General features: G+C 34.0%; 21 protein-coding genes. All 21 read left to right on the top strand.

The genetic code is table 11. From position 1 onward, the window contains the following. Nucleotides 1–10: 10 nt before the first annotated feature. The 21 genes from ACYSNW_RS12040 to ACYSNW_RS11940 all read left to right on the top strand — a co-directional run bounded on the left by ACYSNW_RS12040 (nt 11) and on the right by ACYSNW_RS11940 (nt 17584). Entirely contained in the window at nt 11–349 is a 339-nt protein-coding gene (locus tag ACYSNW_RS12040) for an LPXTG cell wall anchor domain-containing protein (RefSeq protein WP_461744779.1), read from the top strand. After that, complete coding sequence (locus ACYSNW_RS12035) at nt 349–1137, top strand: WxL domain-containing protein (protein WP_461744777.1); 789 nt, start codon at nt 349–351, stop codon at nt 1135–1137. Before ACYSNW_RS12040 ends, ACYSNW_RS12035 begins: the two co-directional genes overlap by 1 nt. A gap of 26 nt (nt 1138–1163) precedes the next feature. Next, nucleotides 1164–1949, top strand: a complete 786-nt coding sequence (locus ACYSNW_RS12030; protein ID WP_461744775.1) for a WxL domain-containing protein — start codon at nt 1164–1166, stop codon at nt 1947–1949. 323 nt (nt 1950–2272) lie between these two features. Next, nucleotides 2273–3370, top strand: coding sequence for a DUF916 and DUF3324 domain-containing protein (locus tag ACYSNW_RS12025; RefSeq protein WP_461744773.1), 1098 nt, complete (start codon nt 2273–2275; stop codon nt 3368–3370). 24 nt (nt 3371–3394) lie between these two features. Further along, nucleotides 3395–4060: a hypothetical protein gene (locus tag ACYSNW_RS12020; protein WP_461744771.1), complete on the top strand. Its 666-nt coding sequence runs from the start codon at nt 3395–3397 to the stop codon at nt 4058–4060. Nucleotides 4061–4088: 28 nt separating this feature from the next. Beyond that, nucleotides 4089–4760 (top strand): signal peptidase I, encoded by a 672-nt coding sequence (gene lepB / locus ACYSNW_RS12015; protein WP_461744769.1) that lies wholly within the window; start codon nt 4089–4091, stop codon nt 4758–4760. Between the two features lie 19 nt (nt 4761–4779). Next, on the top strand, nt 4780–5460 hold the full coding sequence (gene lepB, locus ACYSNW_RS12010) for a signal peptidase I (protein ID WP_461744768.1): 681 nt from the start codon (nt 4780–4782) through the stop codon (nt 5458–5460). Nucleotides 5461–5473: 13 nt separating this feature from the next. Then, nucleotides 5474–8083 carry a YfhO family protein gene (locus ACYSNW_RS12005; RefSeq protein ID WP_461744766.1) on the top strand — a complete coding sequence of 870 codons (2610 nt, stop codon included), beginning with the start codon at nt 5474–5476 and terminating at the stop codon, nt 8081–8083. A 442-nt stretch (nt 8084–8525) separates the two neighbouring features. Beyond that, a complete protein-coding gene (locus ACYSNW_RS12000) occupies nt 8526–8687 on the top strand; it encodes a hypothetical protein (protein ID WP_461744765.1) in 162 nt (53 codons plus the stop codon). 13 nt (nt 8688–8700) lie between these two features. Further along, a complete protein-coding gene (locus ACYSNW_RS11995) occupies nt 8701–8868 on the top strand; it encodes a hypothetical protein (RefSeq protein WP_461744763.1) in 168 nt (55 codons plus the stop codon). A gap of 50 nt (nt 8869–8918) precedes the next feature. Further along, nucleotides 8919–9299: a DUF805 domain-containing protein gene (locus tag ACYSNW_RS11990; protein ID WP_461744761.1), complete on the top strand. Its 381-nt coding sequence runs from the start codon at nt 8919–8921 to the stop codon at nt 9297–9299. A 49-nt stretch (nt 9300–9348) separates the two neighbouring features. Further along, the gene (locus ACYSNW_RS11985; RefSeq protein ID WP_461744759.1) at nt 9349–9603 is read left to right on the top strand and encodes a hypothetical protein; all 255 of its coding nucleotides are present in this window, start codon (nt 9349–9351) and stop codon (nt 9601–9603) included. Nucleotides 9604–9718: 115 nt separating this feature from the next. Further along, nucleotides 9719–9979 carry a hypothetical protein gene (locus tag ACYSNW_RS11980; protein WP_461744757.1) on the top strand — a complete coding sequence of 87 codons (261 nt, stop codon included), beginning with the start codon at nt 9719–9721 and terminating at the stop codon, nt 9977–9979. Between the two features lie 314 nt (nt 9980–10293). Further along, nucleotides 10294–11289, top strand: coding sequence for a zinc-ribbon domain-containing protein (locus ACYSNW_RS11975; RefSeq protein ID WP_461744755.1), 996 nt, complete (start codon nt 10294–10296; stop codon nt 11287–11289). 173 nt (nt 11290–11462) lie between these two features. Next, nucleotides 11463–12263 (top strand): SDR family oxidoreductase, encoded by an 801-nt coding sequence (locus ACYSNW_RS11970; protein WP_461744894.1) that lies wholly within the window; start codon nt 11463–11465, stop codon nt 12261–12263. A 22-nt stretch (nt 12264–12285) separates the two neighbouring features. Continuing rightward, nucleotides 12286–14139 carry a BglG family transcription antiterminator gene (locus ACYSNW_RS11965; protein WP_461744753.1) on the top strand — a complete coding sequence of 618 codons (1854 nt, stop codon included), beginning with the start codon at nt 12286–12288 and terminating at the stop codon, nt 14137–14139. Continuing rightward, nucleotides 14139–14621 (top strand): transcriptional regulator GutM, encoded by a 483-nt coding sequence (locus ACYSNW_RS11960; protein ID WP_461744751.1) that lies wholly within the window; start codon nt 14139–14141, stop codon nt 14619–14621. Before ACYSNW_RS11965 ends, ACYSNW_RS11960 begins: the two co-directional genes overlap by 1 nt. A gap of 28 nt (nt 14622–14649) precedes the next feature. Then, nucleotides 14650–15201 carry a PTS glucitol/sorbitol transporter subunit IIC gene (gene srlA, locus ACYSNW_RS11955; protein ID WP_461744749.1) on the top strand — a complete coding sequence of 184 codons (552 nt, stop codon included), beginning with the start codon at nt 14650–14652 and terminating at the stop codon, nt 15199–15201. A 29-nt stretch (nt 15202–15230) separates the two neighbouring features. Beyond that, nucleotides 15231–16238, top strand: a complete 1008-nt coding sequence (gene srlE, locus ACYSNW_RS11950) for a PTS glucitol/sorbitol transporter subunit IIB (protein ID WP_461744747.1) — start codon at nt 15231–15233, stop codon at nt 16236–16238. Nucleotides 16239–16258: 20 nt separating this feature from the next. After that, on the top strand, nt 16259–16615 hold the full coding sequence (locus ACYSNW_RS11945) for a PTS glucitol/sorbitol transporter subunit IIA (protein WP_461744746.1): 357 nt from the start codon (nt 16259–16261) through the stop codon (nt 16613–16615). A gap of 282 nt (nt 16616–16897) precedes the next feature. Then, the gene (locus tag ACYSNW_RS11940) at nt 16898–17584 is read left to right on the top strand and encodes an alpha/beta hydrolase (protein WP_461744745.1); all 687 of its coding nucleotides are present in this window, start codon (nt 16898–16900) and stop codon (nt 17582–17584) included. Nucleotides 17585–17615: the final 31 nt, after the last annotated feature.

The following is a 17615-nucleotide window of genomic DNA, read 5'->3' as shown; positions in this document are numbered from 1 at the left end:
AGGAAATAGAATGATAACGCAGGTGAAAAAAATAAGTTTATTTCTGCTTCTTTTTCTCTTTGTTGGAGGTTCTTTCACTAGTTTAGGAATAGAAAGTAATGCGGAAGAAAACGGCGGAGTGGTAAAGACAAATGGTGTGGTGGGATTTTATGAAGATTCGAGTTCTTCAGAGGCAACAGTTAATTCATCCACATCAGCGAAAGTCACCAAACCAACTGGGCGATACCCTTCAACAGGGGAATTAGTGAAAAAAAGTCTAAGTATAACAGGGCTGATCCTTCTTTTATTGATTTTGTTGTTCTTTTTATTCAAACGGAAGAAAGAACACGATAAGGGAGGAGAGGCTTAATGAAAAAAAAATCGTTGACTCTTTTTTCAAGTATGGTTTTTACAATGTTGACAGTTTGTTTTCCAGTTAATGTATTGGCGCAAACAGGAAAAGGGACAGTTGATATCGAGGCGAACTATGCGCAACAAGTAGTGGATCCAGAAAATCCTCAAAATAACGTCGATCCAGGAGAAAGCCCAAAAACATCGGGCGATTTACGAATTGATTTTGTTCCACAATTAAATTTTGGTTCAAACAAACTATCGACAAAAGATGAAGTGTATTTTGGAAACGCTCAGTTGTTTCATGGTGAAACAGGTGCGAGAGGAAATTTTGTTCAAGTATCTGATTACCGTGGAACGGGTTCAGGTTGGCTATTACAAGTAAAACAAGAAACGCAATTCAAAAATGAATCCGCGAAGAACAAAGAATTAAAAGGAGCAGTCATTTCATTTGACCAATCTTGGACCAATTCTGTTCGTTCAGCTAATCAAGCCCCAATTGTATCAAAAGACATCGTTCGTATTGATCATATTGGCGAAACCTACAACTTAGCGGAAGCAAAACAAGGAACAGGAGAAGGCACATGGTCCATCGTTTTTGGTGCATCTATTCAGAATAAAAATGATAGAAAAAATACCTTATCACCAAGGATGAAACCAACTGGGGAGCCAGAATTAGATCCGGTGTTTGAAAACAAACCCATCTATAAAAATGAGGCGTTGTCTCTCGCTGTTCCAGGAAATACTAAAAAAGATGCAGTAAACTACCAAACAGTGATAACTTGGATTTTATCCGAGCTACCATAAATAAAAAATTTCAGGAGGAAATGAAAATGAAAAATTCATACAAATTAGCAGGAGCAGCATTATTAGCAGCAGTAGGAGTGGGCTTAACCGTTCCTTCAGTAACAAAAGCAGATCCAAACGTAACATCTAAGGGTAAAGTAGAATTTACACAAGATACAAATGATACAGATACAACAGAAGTTACCCCAGATTCGTCAAATCCTATACCTATTACAGAACCAACAATAAATCCAGATAAAAATCCATTGAAAATAAGATCAGTCACTGATTTGGACTTTGACACTCATGAAATCGTATCAAATGAAACAGCAGGGGATAAAGTATATCCTGCAAAAGCATTTGCAACAACAAAAGTAGGCACAACAGATGCTGTTAAAACGTCTCACTTTGTATCATTCCAAGATATTCGTCAAGATACAGATACAAACTTCCACGCAATTTCAGCAAAAATTACAAAACAATTTACAGCTCCAGCAACAGGAACAGCAGCTGAACGTAAATTAGATGGCGCAACAATTGCCTATAAAAATGCTCATTTAATGACATCGTCAAATCCTGGTACACAACCATCAGCGGCTACTGTAACACCGACATTTACACTAAATGATACAGATACGGCAACTGTTTATACGAATAAAGAAACTGGAAAAGGATACGGTAAATTCAAGTTGGTTTTTGGTGAAGATGGAAATTTAGATGATACAAAAGCGGAAGCATACGATAGTGTAGAATTACATGTTCCTGGAACGAACGTTGTTAAAACAGGACAATATGAAGCAGAAATCACATGGAGTATTGTAGACGCAAACTAATTGATAAATAATCTGAACGATTATTTGATAAGTTTGTCAAATAGGCTATCTGTTCATTTAACATAGTAAATGAACGAAAGTTGGATGAAACAAAAGTCACTGTACTTTTGTTTCATCTTCTTATTCGGATATAAAGGATGGAGCAGAAGTACAGGTTACTTTTGGCCCATCCTTTATATCCGAGTACTATTTTATGGTACATAGATATTTTTGTTAGTAAGAAACATAAAGAAATTGTTTGTTTTAAGAAATAATTGAACCAAAAATAAGTAGTATAAAGAAGCAATTGGTTATGAAAAATAGTAGAAATGAGGACCATGAATATGTTAAAAAAAATGATAAAAATAGGATTCACATTTTTAATAATAATGAGTAGTTTTATTCTAACAAAAGTTGTTGACGCAGCAGAAGATTCAGAGGGTGGGTTTTCATTTGAAGTGATTCGACCAGAAAATCAAAGAAATTCAGAAGTGACCTATTTTGATTTGTTGATGACACCAAATCAAAAACAAACCGTGCAACTAAAATTAAATAATACCTCAGATAAAGAAAGAAAAATTAGTATCAAACTGAATGGGGCGAAAACCAATAGTAATGGTGTCATAGAGTATGGACCAAGTCAGATAAAAGAAGATGCCTCAGTAAAATACAAGTTTACTGATCTTGTCAAAGCGCCAGAAGAAGTGACTCTTGCGCCTCAAAGTAGTCAGCTAGTAGATATTAACATCGCAATGCCAGAGTCATCGATTGAAGGGTATATTTCCGGTGGGATTCAATTACAGGATATCACAGATGAAGGCAAAGAAAGTCAAACAGATCAAGGAATGGTTATTAATAAGTTTGCTTATTTAATTGGTTTTTTATTAAGCGAGTCAGATACGTCAGGAATTAAGCCAGATTTAAAATTCAATAAAGTTTATCCAGGATTAAAAAATTACTCAAATAGTATTTTGGTTAATTTCTCGAATATTACGCCAGTCTATGTTGAAGAAATGACGGTGGATGTTCAGATTATGAAAAAAGATTCAGATGAAGTAATTTATGATTCAAAAAAATCCAATATGCGTATGGCACCGAACACACTGATTGATTTTCCTATTTCTTTAAATGGAGATCGAATGGTCGCTGGTGATTATCGAGCAAAAATTCTTGTTACTGCGAAGGATAATGGGCGTTGGTTATGGGAAGAATCGTTTAAAATTACTGATGAAGAAGCAGATAAGTTTAATGAACAAGATTTAAGTTTGGTTCAGGATAAAGGCATTAACTGGTTATTGATTATTGGCATCGTTGCTGCCGTATTAGTGGTATTGATTTTAATCTATCTGACCATTCGTCTTCTCCGTAAAAAGAAAGAAGAAAAAGAAAAAGCAGCACGCAAAGAACGATTGAAAAAAAGAAAGCAACAAGCAGAAAAATAATTGAAAGAAGGGAGGATAAATAGAGTGGAAATCCTTGATTGGTTTTTTATAATCCTACTATCATTGGCTATTTTAGTACTGATTTGTGCCATCTTTCAATTTTTATCCAGTATATCAAAAAACAAAAAAATAAATGAGTTAATAAAACAGCGGAGTAAAAATAAACGTAAACGCAAAAAAATGATTCGTCAACGTAAAAAATTAGAGAATCAAAGAAAAAAAGAACGGACCCGGGCAATCGTCTTCTTTTTAGTGGGAATTCTAGCAGTTGGAGGAGCGTTTTATAGTCGCTATTATCAATCAATGAATTTAAGTGAAAAAGATTCTACAGCAGTTGTTCAAGGTTATTTATTGAATACCGAAATCAATCGTCAATTAGCTTCAATCGGTAAAGAGGAAAATGAAGAAAAGACAAAAAAAAATATTCAGGAACTTTCTGCTCGTTTAGCTAGCTATGGAGCTAGAAGAGCGGATGGTCGTTTAAGTAAAGACGGTCAATTAATGTTAAATCAGTTATACAAAAATATGAAAGAATTAGGCTTGAATCTGAGTAATCAATCGCTTGACTCTTTAAAAGAGGGAGAAACGCTAGCGGGTTATCAAGAGGACATTAAGAAAATTCAAGCAAATCAAAAGAAAGTATTTGACTATTTCCATGTTGATGAATCTGCACTAAAAGAGAAAAAGTAAGGTCTGAGTCATTAGGATTGGTAAAACAATGAATAAAACCAAGAGAAAATCAACGCAAAAACAATACAAAAAATCAATCAATCGTTCCTCTCTTAAACAAAAGAAAAAACGGCATATAACTGCTAAACAGAAAAAGAAAAAAAGACAACGGCAGTTGTTGAATTTTATGATAGAAATCATAGGAACATTCGCTATTTTTGGACTGCTTGTTTGGGGATTATCACTCATTCTATTTTCGCTTCCGAAAGTGACTGGTTACGGAATGAGCCCAACGTTAAATCACAATGAGCGTTTATTTGTGAATAAAAAAGGAACGATTGAGCGATTTTCATTAGTGTATATGAATGTGCCGAACAAAGGAAATGATCGAGCGATTCGACGTGTCATAGGTTTGCCAGGCGAAGAGGTTTGGTATAAAAATGATCAATTATGGATTGATAACAAGGAAATCAGTGAACGGTTTTTAGCAGAAAAAAAGCAAGAAGCTGCTCAAAATAATGAGCTATTTACTGAAGATTTTTCAACGAAACAGCTATCAACCGACGGAACCTCTAGAATTCCAAAAGGCAAGTTTTTGGTTTTAGGAGATAATCGCTCCTATGCTTCAGATAGCCGATTTTATGGTTATGTGGACGAAAAGGATATTATTGGGAAGGTTAGTATGAGACTATTACCTATTCATAAACTAACAAGTTTCTAACACTGGTTGGATGAAAGAGGTGATTCAGATAAAAGAAAAATCGACAAGGGAATATGAACGTAAACGACTATCAAAAATATCCCCTAATAAAAAGAAGCAACTAAGAAAAAGACGAAAAAAGAAACCGCGCTTAACAGCAGAACAACTCAAGCGAAAAAAACGACAAAAACAATTGAAACAATTAAAGGAATATCTGGTTTTGGGGCTGATTGTTATCGGAATACTCTCCGTTTTATTTACGATGAAAACTCATATTGTAAATGGTGAATCAATGAATCCGACGTTTGATACGAAAGATTGTTTGATTATAAAGAAAACAAAGCAAGTCGCACGCTATGATATTATCACGTTCGATCCAATTGATCCGCCAAATACCTCTTACGTAAAACGTATTATCGGAATGCCTGGTGATCAATTGCAGATCAAAAATAATCAACTCTATCTTTCGGTACCTAGTTTTGAAAAAGCGAAAGAGGATGAATTTTCAGATAGCACCGTGATTCTTTCCTTAACAGAAAAAACAGCGGTCGAGCGCTTGGAAAAGCTAAAAAAAATTCCCAAAGATCATTATCTTGTTATAGGAGACAATCGAGGAAATTCCAAAGATAGTCGAGCATTCGGGTTAATCGAAAAAAAACAAATTGAGGGGAAAGTTCTCATGCGCTATTTCCCGTTTACTAAAGCGGGAATTGTGCATTAAAAAGGAGTAGTCTATGAAAAAAGAAAGTAAGCAAATTCGCAGCACGATTCTCTATGGAAGCAGCTGTTTTTTGCTTCCTATTTTAATTATAGCCGTGGTCTATGGCCTACACGGTATTTATCCAGGGAGTACCACCCATACATTATTAGCGAGTGACGCGTATTCTCAATATAGTAATTTTTATGCGAATTTTGGACAAGTATTAAAAGGAAATGGGAGCATTTTTTATTCTTGGAATGGCTCATTAGGGTTAAATTATTGGGCGTTTTTGTCCTATTATTTAGGGGGGATTTTTCCGCCGTTAGTTGTTTTCTTTAATCAGCAACAAATACCAGAGTTTTTATACTGCTTAACCTTACTAAAAATTGGCTGTTTAGGTTTATCTTTTGGTATTTTTTCACTCCATACATTTAAATTACCGAAATGGGCGCAATTGATTTTAGCTACTTCGTATGCTTTGATGTCTTATGTGGTTGCATTTTCAGAAATTTTAATGTGGTTTGATGGGTTGATTTATCTACCATTAATTATTTTAGGAATCAATCGTTTGTTAGAAAAAAAGAAGCCGATGCTCTTATTTATTAGTTACTTTCTTTTATTCATCTCTAATTATTATATCGCATTTATGGTAGGACTATTTTCCTTTTTCTATGCGATTGTTCGAGTGATGATGAATAAAAAAAGTTATTTAAAGCAATTACCTATGTATTTAATTACCTCCTTGTTGGCAGGGGGCGCTTCGATGGTGATGATTTTACCCATGGTTTTAGACTTAAGGAATAATGGCGAGTCCTTATCAGAGGTTTCTAGCTTTTTTACAGCAGCAACAGGTCCTTTTGATTTAGTCATTAAAAATATGATTGGCGTTTATGATTCAACCAAATATGGCTCTATTCCTTTTATCTATGTGGGGTTACTTCCACTTATTTTTTGTCTTTTTTATTTTGTAACAATAAAAGTTTCGTTAAAAGATAAACTGAGCTACGGAAGTCTTTTTCTATTATTAATTATCAGTTTTTATATTGAACCATTCAATTTACTTTGGCAAGGATTTCATTCACCGAATATGTTTTTATTCCGGTTTAGTTTTTTGTTTTCCTTTCTAGTGGTAATGCTTGCAGGATACGGACTAGAGAAATTTGAGAGAAGCGATTTTGATTGCTTGACGACCATCGTATTGTCTATAATGGGGCTAGTTACAGTGATTTATGTATTGACAAGAAAAGAAGCCTATGATTATTTGACAGGCGTTTCTTTTATTCTCACGTTACTTTTCTTACTAGCCTATTTATTTTTCTTTTATTTTTATCAAAAACGTATGATTCCTAGCAAAGGAATGGTTGGTTTGATTCTTATTTTGATTAGTTTAGAATGTGGATTAAATACATATGGGATTGTGGAGGGCATTTCAGAAGAATGGCATTATCCTTCAAGAGAAGTGTATGATGCTTCAGCAGAAGATATTGAAACGTTAGTTCAACAGACCAAAGAGGCGAATGACTTTTTCTATCGTTTGGAAAACAACGATCGTAAATCGTTGAATGATAGTTTTCGTTTTGATTATAATGGCTTAGCAATGTTTTCTTCGGTTCGAAATCGTCATTCATCTATTTATTTAGATGCATTAGGGTATCGTTCAACAGGAACCAATTTGAACATTTCCTACAATAATAATACTTTGTTGATGGAGCCGATTATTGGGATGAAATATAATTTGTCCAAACAACCTGTGAATAAATTTGGCTATAAGGAAGTCGGGAGAAGTGGCGAATTTTATTTGTATGAAAATGCCTATACGATGCCGCTAGGAATTTTGACCGATGACTTTATTTATGAAGAAGATGCGGTTCAAACACAAGCCACGTTACTCAATCATTTGGCAGGAACGAATGAAAATTTCTTTAGTTTTAAAGAAATGAAGCAACTTTCTCAGAAAAATATAAAAGAAAGTCAGGAAAAAATTAATACGACAACAGTTGTAACCTATGAACCGGAAAAGTGGCAAGAACCGATGGAAATAGAGTGGGAGGCTGAGATACCTGCTGGAAAACAAGCTTATATCAGTATTTACCCAACAGATTATATTTTATTGGGAAAAACGCAGTTAACGTTAGAAGTAAATGGACAAAAAATAAAATCAGGTATGAATGCCACAGGACAATATTATTCTCTAGGCTATTTCGATAAACCAACGACACTTACGTTTAAAACCATCTTTTCAGGATTGGGAGAGAAAAATAGCGTAGAGATGGTTGCGCCAGATCTTGCATTGCTGGATACTGATAAATATACAAAGAGCTATAAAAAATTAGCAAAAAAAGGTGTCGAGTTAGTGACTGATGGACGGAAAGTAAGTGGAAAAGTTGATCTTCAAGAAGATCAGGTCCTTTTGACGAGCATTCCTTATGATAGGGGCTGGACTGCTTATGTGGATGGAAAAAAAGTAACGATGCCTATTTTTAAAGAAGCCTTTTTGACGTTACCATTAACAAAAGGGAAACACGAGGTAAAATTTGTGTTCTTACCGGAAGGGTTTAAGATGGGTATCATGTTAAGTCTTGGTTGTCTTGGTTTATTTGCATTTTATACGCTTCATTTACGTAAAAAGGAAAGTGAAGATTAAATCCGATGGCACAGATTGATGTTTTATGGAATAAAGTAAAAAAAAGTATTTAAGTGATAAAAAAGTTAATAGGGTACTATTTAAAAAGTAAGTAATAAATCAAATAAATCAATAAGAATATAGTAGGAATCATTTGAAGTCGAAGTGAAACTACTTAATTTTCTGATTCATTTATTTGATTTATAGCTTATTTTTTTGATTAACAAGTAAGCAAATAGGTTAGGACAAATTTTATGGCAGTTGGGGCAAAACTTTTAGGTTCGAGAACCGAGTAAATACGGTGCAACATCAACTTATTTCATTCCCTGTGCTACATACGGTTTGTTCGGATTTAAAAGTGTATGGAAAGTGTCGTAAAAGAAGACAAAATTCAGCTAAATTTAACATTTAAATTCGTTATGATAGTGACATAAGAGAAATAACAAACAAGGAGGTGAAAGACATGAATTTGGACTATGAAAATGAACCAATCGACCCTTTTCTTAACGAATTGTCTTTGATTTTTGAAAGTGAAGAACTACGGTGGGAAATGAATTATAGAGAAACGTACGATTATACAAAAACTACTTATTTAGATAGCTATATTGATTCAATGAATGAATAATAAAGAAGAAAAGGTGGAATTAACAATGAGTTTATTAAAATCAGCAGTAAAATACAGTGCAGCCAAAACAGTAACGGATAAAGCGTTGGGGAAAGGTGTTCTTTCCAGTGTTGCAGCAGCTTCAATAGTGCAAAAAAGTAATGCTCGCGGCAAAGCTCGGAGAAATCATTCGCATAGATAGAAATAGAAAAGTAATATTAAAAAAATAATTTTAGAAAGTAGATGGATATTATGACAACATTAGTAGAATTTTGGAAAGATATGTTTAGATGGAATTATACAGCAACAAGAAAGCAATATTGGATTCCAACAATCGTTTACAGTATTCTTTATAATATTTTGTTTTACAGTACTGGCCTAACCCTAACAGGAATTTCTTATCTTGAAATTATCAATATGAACCCTGTTGTTAGTCTACTTGGTCTTGCACTATTTATTGCTCAAATTACACTAACTGCCCGTCGTTTACATGATACGAATCGTTCTGCTGCTTGGATTTTGATTGGGTTATTACCAGTAATTGGCTGGATTATATTAGTTGTAATGCTTTGCCAACCTGCTAAAAAAGAAGGAACAAAAGAGTTCTCATTATTGCTTAATCAATCTTTATGATTTGCTAGTAATAGTGAAGCAATGGAACGGATATAAAGAAGGTGATTTTATGAAGAGAATAGGGGTTGAAACGAATCAAGCCTTGAAACAAGTTGGCCAAATTTTAAAATGGTTAGATGTAACAGAAAAAAATATTGATTTAGCTATGGAGGAGCCTTCAAGTTGGGCAATAAAAAAATGGGTTGCTGAAAAAAAAGCCATTACTGAAATAAAAAAAGTAATGGTTAGAATTGGTAAGTATGATTATTTTGAGGATGATGAATTAAATGATTTTGAAAAATACATGCAATATATTGTCATGTAAATTAAGACTAGTCATCATTTCTAGCTCATATCTGAAGCTACAGAGAATTAGCTAGAGAACAATCGATATATCATGACATCATAATTTATTGTAGTAAGAAAGAAGGGATAAAAAAATGACAAATACAGAAGGAAAAGAAATGTTAATCCTTAGCAAAATGTCAAGTGTACTAAGGGATTCAGAGATTGAAATTGAGATGTTAGAAATAAAAGAACCAGAAGAAACTTTAGCATTAAAGAAATGGCTCGTCGATAAAAGAGCATTACATGAAATAAAATATCTAGCAAATAGAGCGGGAACCTATAATAATTATCGTGAAAATGAGCTGGATGATATTGAAACGTGTCTAAATCAGAGTTTAGATAATAAAAAATAACTTTCTAATAGAAAAAAAAGAATTCTGTCGTAACGTTTAATTAGCTAACACTCATGATTGAATAAAATTATTTTGATAATAACAAGTTAAAACAAGCCATAAATTACTCGTAGTTTAGTGATTTTGGCTTTTTTTTTGCAAAATTTGATTATTAATTTATGGTTTTTAGTTAAATGAGTCTCATTTTGTTTCATTTATTGTCTAGTAACTACTTTCTAGTAACGAATAAAGTAGTATAATAGAAATTACTTATGTATTCTTTAGAAAAAAACAAATTACTTAAGGAGAATAAGAAAGAAGAAGGAAGGTTGTTAATGATGAAAAAATGTACTAATTGTCAAACACAAAATAGTGATGATTCTAATTTTTGTGATCAATGCGGGAAGCCGCTTGCTGCAAAAGAAAATTTAGGGGAGCAACAGGGAAATTCTGCTGTAAATGAAACCCGAACAAAAGACGTGAAAAAGAGACAACCTTTGTGGATTGGGCTGATTGTGGTTGCTATAGGAATTATTTTAGCAATTTTCATTTTTATCGCTTTTAAACCTAGCAATAATCAGGAGTCAGCTTCAAAAAGTGTTCAATCAAGTACGAAGGTCTCAACTAAGTCGACAAAAGAAGAGCAAAGCCAAACTCAAGCTCAAGCTACTACAAATGCCAAGGATTCAAAAGAAACTGTAGCGACTAAAGAAGAAGTTGAAAACTATGATGCAATCATTAAAGAAGCAAAAGAGTTGAATATAGAAGGAAAATATAAAGAATCTGAATTAAAATTAGCGGCTATTCCAGTTAGCGCTCTAGGAAAATCAGAATATGCGACAATCAAAGAAGCTGCTGAAAAATTAACTAATTCAAATAACGAAGGACTTCAAAAACAAAAAGAAGCTACTACTTCTAATGCCACTCAAACACAAACAGCATCTGCGTCCACCACTTTTGTTGGAGATTTGGCGAAGTGGGCGAATACCTATACTTTTTATTATTCCCAGGACGGGCAGAAACAAAGTCGCTTGACGATTGCGGCCAATGGAGGCATTACTCAAAGTAATTACGATGGGACGCAATATTTTGGTCACGCAACAATCGAAAATAGTTCAGGCAGCATGTTAAGTTATAATACAGATACTCAATATCCGTTCCGTATGCCAAGCACTAAAATGATTAATGCCAATGTTGCTATCACGATTCAATGGGACAACGGTGGCGGAAGTCAGGTTTTATATGGCTATTTATCCTATTCTTCTCGTTTAGCTTTAACCGATGGTTTGAATAAAGGCGGTGGCGTAAACGAAGTTTGGGTTACGTATTAATGTTTAAGTAGTGCAACAAAGATAAACTCAAAAAGCAATTATATTTTTTATCAATTAAATTAGCGACAATAATTAAGACACTTATTTTTCTGTTTATCTGAAAAAGAGTGTCTTAATTCGTTTTCATCTTTCTTTTATACTTAGCTTGTAAATAAGAGAAGGGAATGATAAATGTGACAAGTTGGTTAGAGATATCTGGAAAAACAGTAGTGGTAACGGGCGGCTCTTCGGGGATTGGAAAAGTAATTGTTTCTGAATTATTAGCACAAAATGTAAACGTCATCAATTTGGACATTCATGAAGATGAAATAAATCATGAACAATTATTTTTTGTAAAAACGGACGTAACGAAACGGGATCAAGTAGAACAGGCAATCAAGTCAGGTTGTGATAAATTCGGGACAATCGATGGGGTCGTCAATAATGCAGGAATCAATATTCCACGGTTATTGATTGATCCGAAAGAGCCTCATGGCAAATATGAATTATCTGATGAAACATTCGATAGAATGGTAGCGATTAATGAGAAAGGGCTGTTTTTGGTTGCTCAAACAGTGGGGCGGATATTAGTTGAAAAAAAAGCAGGCGTAATCATCAACATGTCGTCTGAATGTGGTCTAGAAGGTTCCGAAGGACAAAGTTGTTATGCCGCAACAAAAGCAGCAGTCAACGGATTTACTCGTTCTTGGGCTAAGGAATTAGGAAAATACAATGTACGTGTTGTCGGTATCGCACCTGGAATTATGGAGGAAACGGGATTAAGAACGCTTGAATATGAAACTGCCTTATCGTACACGCGGGGAATCACAGTAGAAAAATTAAGAGCCGGTTATGTCAACTCAAGTGCGACACCATTAGGAAGAAGCGGTAAATTGTCTGAAGTCGCTGATTTAGTTTGTTTCTATTTGTCTAATCGAGCGAGCTATATTACGGGTGTGACAACAAATGTTGCTGGAGGAAAAACAAGAGGATAAAACAAGGTAGAGGGGGGAAGAGGTGTTAGTTAATCGTTGGTATCAAATCTTAAATACATTATTACTTTCGCAAACGGTATCGTTAAGTGAACTTTGCCAAAAAACAGGTTTTAGTAAACATAAAATTAAAAGTAGTGTAGAAATGATCAATGATCAACTAACTAATATTGCTGAAATCAAACAATTAAATGACGAATTTCAATTACAGATTATTGATTCGCAGCAATTTACGTTGGTGATGGCTGGAACGCTAAAAAGAGAAAGTGACTTTAATTCATCGTCCAAACGAATTGCTTTTGTTATCAACAAGTTATTAGCGCATGAATATGTGATTATTGATGATTTGGCTGAGGAGACCGGTGTCAGCAGTAGTACGATGAAAAAAGATATTAAGGAATTGAAATTCATTTTGCAAGAATATGAAATGGCGCTTCATGGTGTAACTAATAAAGGGCTACAAATCACAGGAAATGAAGTCAATATTCGTTTGTTGCTTATCAATCATGTCTTTGATTTTTTTCCAGATTTTTTTGCTCAAAGTCAAAATGTAGACGAGGTATTATTTTCCTTTTGTGAATCTTTGGGAGTTGACCAAATCAATGCAGCGTTATTAAAAAAGAGCTTATTGGTTTCTCTCAAGCGCATGGATCAAAAACAAACCATTGCAACTAAGTTTTTATTTTATCCTAATGAGGCTATAGATAGAAAACAGGTAGAGGAATTGTTTTTTGAAATCGAATTATTATTTGAACGAACCTTGAGTAATAGTGAAAAAGAATTTATTCAGTATCCTTTATACATCAATAATTTTAAACAAATCAGTCTGAAAGAAGTAGATCAAATCCAATTGCAAACAGTTTTTTATGAAATGATGGAGGCTGTTCAAAACGAATATTTTATTGAAATTGATAAAGATTTACTCTTCAATGAGTTGAAATTTCATTTAATGATGTTGATGAATCGTTTGTTATTTTACAGTAAACCGACGGATATTTTTCTAAACGAATTTTCTATGAGCTATCCATTTGCCTATAAAATCGCAAGTGTTGCAATGGGACAATTGGGAAAAATCATTCATCGAGAACCTTCTAAAACAGAAATTAGTTACTTAGCCATTTATTTCGAATTATTTTTGCAGAAAAAATATCAAGTGAATAAGCAAACTGTGGCGATTGTTGCCAATGTTAGTGCAGGTGTGATTGCGTTAATCAAGCAACAAGTTCGAGATGTTATTGGTAAAGAAACCGAGATTGTTCAGTATTCGGAAGAACAAGCATTAAAAACAAACTTTGATGTCTATTCCCTTGTTTTTTCGACAATTCCCTTGGACCAGCAAGTCACAAGTACGGTAGTTATCAGAATCGCTAATCTTTTTAATGGATTGGTTTTAAACAATGACTGGCTGAATTTATATACAACAAATGCTGTGAGTTTATCTCAGCAACCAATTTACCTAAAAAAACTGAATGAAGCTGAAAATTATGAAACGAATCTAGCAGAAATGATAGGTATTTTAGAGCAACAAGCTTTAGTTGATCAAGAATTTAGGACTAGAATTGAAAAGTTAGATCGAAAAAAAGCAAATTTTTATCATAATAAAATTGCTTTTCCACATACAATCAATCAAAAAAATGATCAAATTGTTCTATTTATCGCAACTTCTAAAAAAGAAATTAGTTTTCAGCAAGAAAAAATTCAAGCGATTATTTTATTGGCTATTCCAGAAACAGTCTCAGGGGAAATGGAAACGGAGCTATTAGTTTTATATGATTTTATTTTTAAAATAATGGAAAATGAATCACTTAAACAACAGTTACTAGCTGTCGATAGTACCCAAGAATTGATCAAAATGCTTAAAACAGGAGGAATTATCTAATGCATCCATATATTATCATTGCACTTGTTATTGTTGGTGCTTATATTTTACAAATCGTCTTTAGTTTAAAACAAATTCGTCATTTTAATGAATCATATAGCAGACTTCGAAGACAAGGAAAAGTGGCTATCGGCAAAAGACCTGGGAAAATTCGAGCAGGAACTATTTCTATGTTTGCGCTAGATGAACAAGGAACAATCCTTGATGCATTGACGATGCAAGGGGTGACCGTTGCCGCAAAATTTAAGGCAAAAAAACAATATGTTGGTACAAATATTACTGATTTGACCCAAAAACACCCATTAGTGACAAAAGAAAACAAGCTAGTTAGTGCATCAATGCTAAATGCCAAAGAAATTTACATCAAAGTCATGAACCAAGACTATACCGAAGAAAGTTCATTATCACCGTTTACAATGCTAAAAATGGAAACGACTTATTACGCTCAAAAAATGAAAAGTAAACTTTTGAAATCTGAATAGAAAATAGAAAAAGTGAGGAGTAAATTTTATGAATATTATTGTTGAATTAGCTGATGGTTTTATGAAGTTGTTTTCAACGGGAGCAGAAACATTTATCAGTTGGATGACAGGGATTGTTCCTTTAGTTTTGATGTTATTAGTAGCAATGAATGCATTAATCGCAATTATTGGTGAGGAAAAAATTACCCACATTGCTCAAGCCTCAACTAAAAATCCGATTTCCAGATATATGATTATGCCGTTTCTCTCAGCGTTTATGTTAGGAAATCCTATGAGTCATACGATGGGCCGTTTTTTACCAGAGTTTTACAAGCCAAGTTTTTCTGCGTCAATCATGCAATTTAATCACACCAGTAACGGGATTTTTCCTCATATCAATCCAGGTGAGTTATTTGTTTGGATGGGAATTGCTCAAGGAATTCAAGAGTTAGGACTCAATCAAACCGAATTGGCGATTCGCTACCTACTTGTTGGACTTGTTATGAATGCAGTTGGTGGCTGGGTCACCGATTTTACCACAACCTATGTAAGTAAACAACAAGGTGTGACGTTAAGTAAAACAATCGATATTAAAGAATAGTTAGTGGAAAAAGGATAGGAGGAAAGAAAATGACTAAATATCAAAGTATTATTGTGCATAAAGGGGCTGGCGGTTTTGGTGGACCTCTATTAATCACACCGACTGCAGAAAAAAATAAATTTATCTATATTACAGGTGGTGGAGAAAGACCAACGATTGTGGATCGAATCGAAGAATTGACAGGTATGGAGTCTGTTAATGCGTTCAAAACCACGATTCCTGATGAAGAAGTAGCGTTAGCAATCGTTGACTGTGGTGGGACTTTACGTTGTGGAATTTATCCTAAAAAGGGAATTCCAACGATTAATATTGTGGCGACAGGGAAAAGCGGCCCTCTTGCCAAATATATTTCAGAAGATATTTATGTTTCTGCGGTAACCAATGATCAGATTCAATTATATGAAACAGGAACACAAGAAGAACCAACTGTGCAAGCGCAAAAGTCCGAAGAACCGAAGCAAACGACTTATGAAATCGATAAAAAAATAACTGAACAGCGAGCTGAAAAAGGTAGTATTATTGCAAAAATAGGTATGGGTGCTGGGAAAGTAGTAGCGATTTTTAATCAAGCCGCAAGAGAAAGCGTTCAAACCATGATTAATACCGTGATTCCATTCATGGCTTTTGTTTCCTTATTAATCGGGATTATTCAAGGCTCTGGAATCGGTGATATGTTTGCAAAAGCAATGGCCCCACTAGCTGGAAATATTATCGGTTTGATGATAATCGGATTTATTTGTTCCTTACCATTTTTATCGCCATTATTAGGACCAGGAGCTGTAATCAGTCAAATTATTGGTACATTAATTGGGGTTGAAATTGGAAAAGGAAACATTCCGCCACAGTATGCGTTACCAGCCTTATTTGCAATCAATACTCAAAATGGTTGTGATTTTATTCCTGTTAGTTTGGGTTTAATGGAAGCTGATGTTGAAACGGTAGAAGTAGGCGTACCATCAGTTCTTTATTCAAGGTTTTTAAATGGTTTGCCACGTGTGGTTGTTGCTTGGATTGCTAGTTTTGGTTTATATAGTTAAAAATAATAGGAGGAATGAAAATGTGTATTTTTAAAACAAAAGTTAAAGGAATCGGAGCAGAAGCCGCTCTTTTTGCAGATGAAAAAATGATTATTCTATTTGGAGAAGCCGCACCAGATGGATTGGTAGAATATTGTTATAATATTGAGGTCAACGATTTAGAAAAAGAAATTGCTAAAGGAATGACCTTGTTGATTGACCAAAAGCCTTTTAAAATTACAGCTGTCGGAAATGTAGTGAATCAGAATTTGAGTACGTTAGGACATATTACAATCAAATTTGATGGATCTATTGCTCCGGAATTACCAGGAACTTTGTATGTAGAAGAAAAAGAAATTCCGCCAATTGCTGTCGAATCAGTTGTTGAAATTAAGTAAAAAAATCAGTAAATAGGCTGAAATTCTCTGGAAATTATTTCTAATTTTTAGCGAATTTCAGCTTATTTTTATTTTTCATGATTGTTCTGTTATTTGTCGCTTGTTGCGATTCGATAGGGTATTGAGTCTACCTAATTCTTGGAGTTAAACACCTTTTGACCCAACCTCCTTAGCTATCATCTAATTTTTTATTAAATTTACTTGTATTTAAAAGCAAACGCTTTAAATAAAGAGTAAACTTATTCTATAAATAACAGTATTAAGGGAAGAAAGTAGGTTCAAATGAAAAAAAGAGCGGTATTGATTATTCACGGATTCGGTGGGAATGAGGAGGAAATCCTATATTTGCATAAGCACTTGGAAGCCGAGAATGTAGCTTCTTTCTGGATTCGTTTGACTGGACATGATGGGGATAAAAAAAGTTTTTCAAAAGCAACTTACCAACATTGGATTGCTGATGTTGAAAGAAAATTAGCTGAACTAGAGCAAGAATATGAAGCGATTACTTGTATTGGCTTTTCGATGGGTGGTTTGTTAACAATTCAAGTGGCTGATCGTCAATCAGTGGATCAACTGATTTTATGCAATACGCCAATCTATTTGTATAATTTGAGCGTTATAACCAAGGATGTAGTGGCTAGTGTTGTTTACAAAAAAAAGGAACTTCTGGAGTACTATTTTGATTCAGCAACAGAAACGTCAATCAATGCTTGCTTGGAATTTCTCTCTTTACTGTATCGAACTAAAAAAAAATTAAAGAAAAAAATTCAGTGGAAAAATAAGAAAAAGATTCTTGTTTTACAGAATAGAACAGATGAGACGACTTATTATAAAAGCGCCTATTACTTAGCGAAGCATAGTAATGCTCAAGTAACTTTGAAGCTTTACGAAGGCGGTAGACACCAACTTTTTTTAGGAGAGAATAAGGAATTGGTAGTTGCGGATATTGAAACATTTATTCTTTCTTAAAGTATTACAATACCTACTGAGGTCAAATGAT

This window comes from Enterococcus sp. LJL99, from assembly GCF_054871725.1.
This window is presented reverse-complemented; position numbering and strand designations above follow the sequence as displayed.

What these genes read in the sequence shown, in the direction of transcription:
- ACYSNW_RS12040 (WP_461744779.1), top strand. Translation starts at nt 11, where the DNA reads ATGATAACGCAGGTGAAAAAAATAAGTTTATTTCTGCTTCTTTTTCTC.
- ACYSNW_RS12035 (WP_461744777.1), top strand. Translation starts at nt 349, where the DNA reads ATGAAAAAAAAATCGTTGACTCTTTTTTCAAGTATGGTTTTTACAATG.
- ACYSNW_RS12030 (WP_461744775.1), top strand. Translation starts at nt 1,164, where the DNA reads ATGAAAAATTCATACAAATTAGCAGGAGCAGCATTATTAGCAGCAGTA.
- ACYSNW_RS12025 (WP_461744773.1), top strand. Translation starts at nt 2,273, where the DNA reads ATGTTAAAAAAAATGATAAAAATAGGATTCACATTTTTAATAATAATG.
- lepB (WP_461744769.1), top strand. Translation starts at nt 4,089, where the DNA reads ATGAATAAAACCAAGAGAAAATCAACGCAAAAACAATACAAAAAATCA.
- ACYSNW_RS12005 (WP_461744766.1), top strand. Translation starts at nt 5,474, where the DNA reads ATGAAAAAAGAAAGTAAGCAAATTCGCAGCACGATTCTCTATGGAAGC.
- ACYSNW_RS12000 (WP_461744765.1), top strand. Translation starts at nt 8,526, where the DNA reads ATGAATTTGGACTATGAAAATGAACCAATCGACCCTTTTCTTAACGAA.
- ACYSNW_RS11990 (WP_461744761.1), top strand. Translation starts at nt 8,919, where the DNA reads ATGACAACATTAGTAGAATTTTGGAAAGATATGTTTAGATGGAATTAT.
- ACYSNW_RS11985 (WP_461744759.1), top strand. Translation starts at nt 9,349, where the DNA reads ATGAAGAGAATAGGGGTTGAAACGAATCAAGCCTTGAAACAAGTTGGC.
- ACYSNW_RS11980 (WP_461744757.1), top strand. Translation starts at nt 9,719, where the DNA reads ATGACAAATACAGAAGGAAAAGAAATGTTAATCCTTAGCAAAATGTCA.
- ACYSNW_RS11975 (WP_461744755.1), top strand. Translation starts at nt 10,294, where the DNA reads ATGATGAAAAAATGTACTAATTGTCAAACACAAAATAGTGATGATTCT.
- ACYSNW_RS11960 (WP_461744751.1), top strand. Translation starts at nt 14,139, where the DNA reads ATGCATCCATATATTATCATTGCACTTGTTATTGTTGGTGCTTATATT.
- srlA (WP_461744749.1), top strand. Translation starts at nt 14,650, where the DNA reads ATGAATATTATTGTTGAATTAGCTGATGGTTTTATGAAGTTGTTTTCA.
- srlE (WP_461744747.1), top strand. Translation starts at nt 15,231, where the DNA reads ATGACTAAATATCAAAGTATTATTGTGCATAAAGGGGCTGGCGGTTTT.
- ACYSNW_RS11945 (WP_461744746.1), top strand. Translation starts at nt 16,259, where the DNA reads ATGTGTATTTTTAAAACAAAAGTTAAAGGAATCGGAGCAGAAGCCGCT.
- ACYSNW_RS11940 (WP_461744745.1), top strand. Translation starts at nt 16,898, where the DNA reads ATGAAAAAAAGAGCGGTATTGATTATTCACGGATTCGGTGGGAATGAG.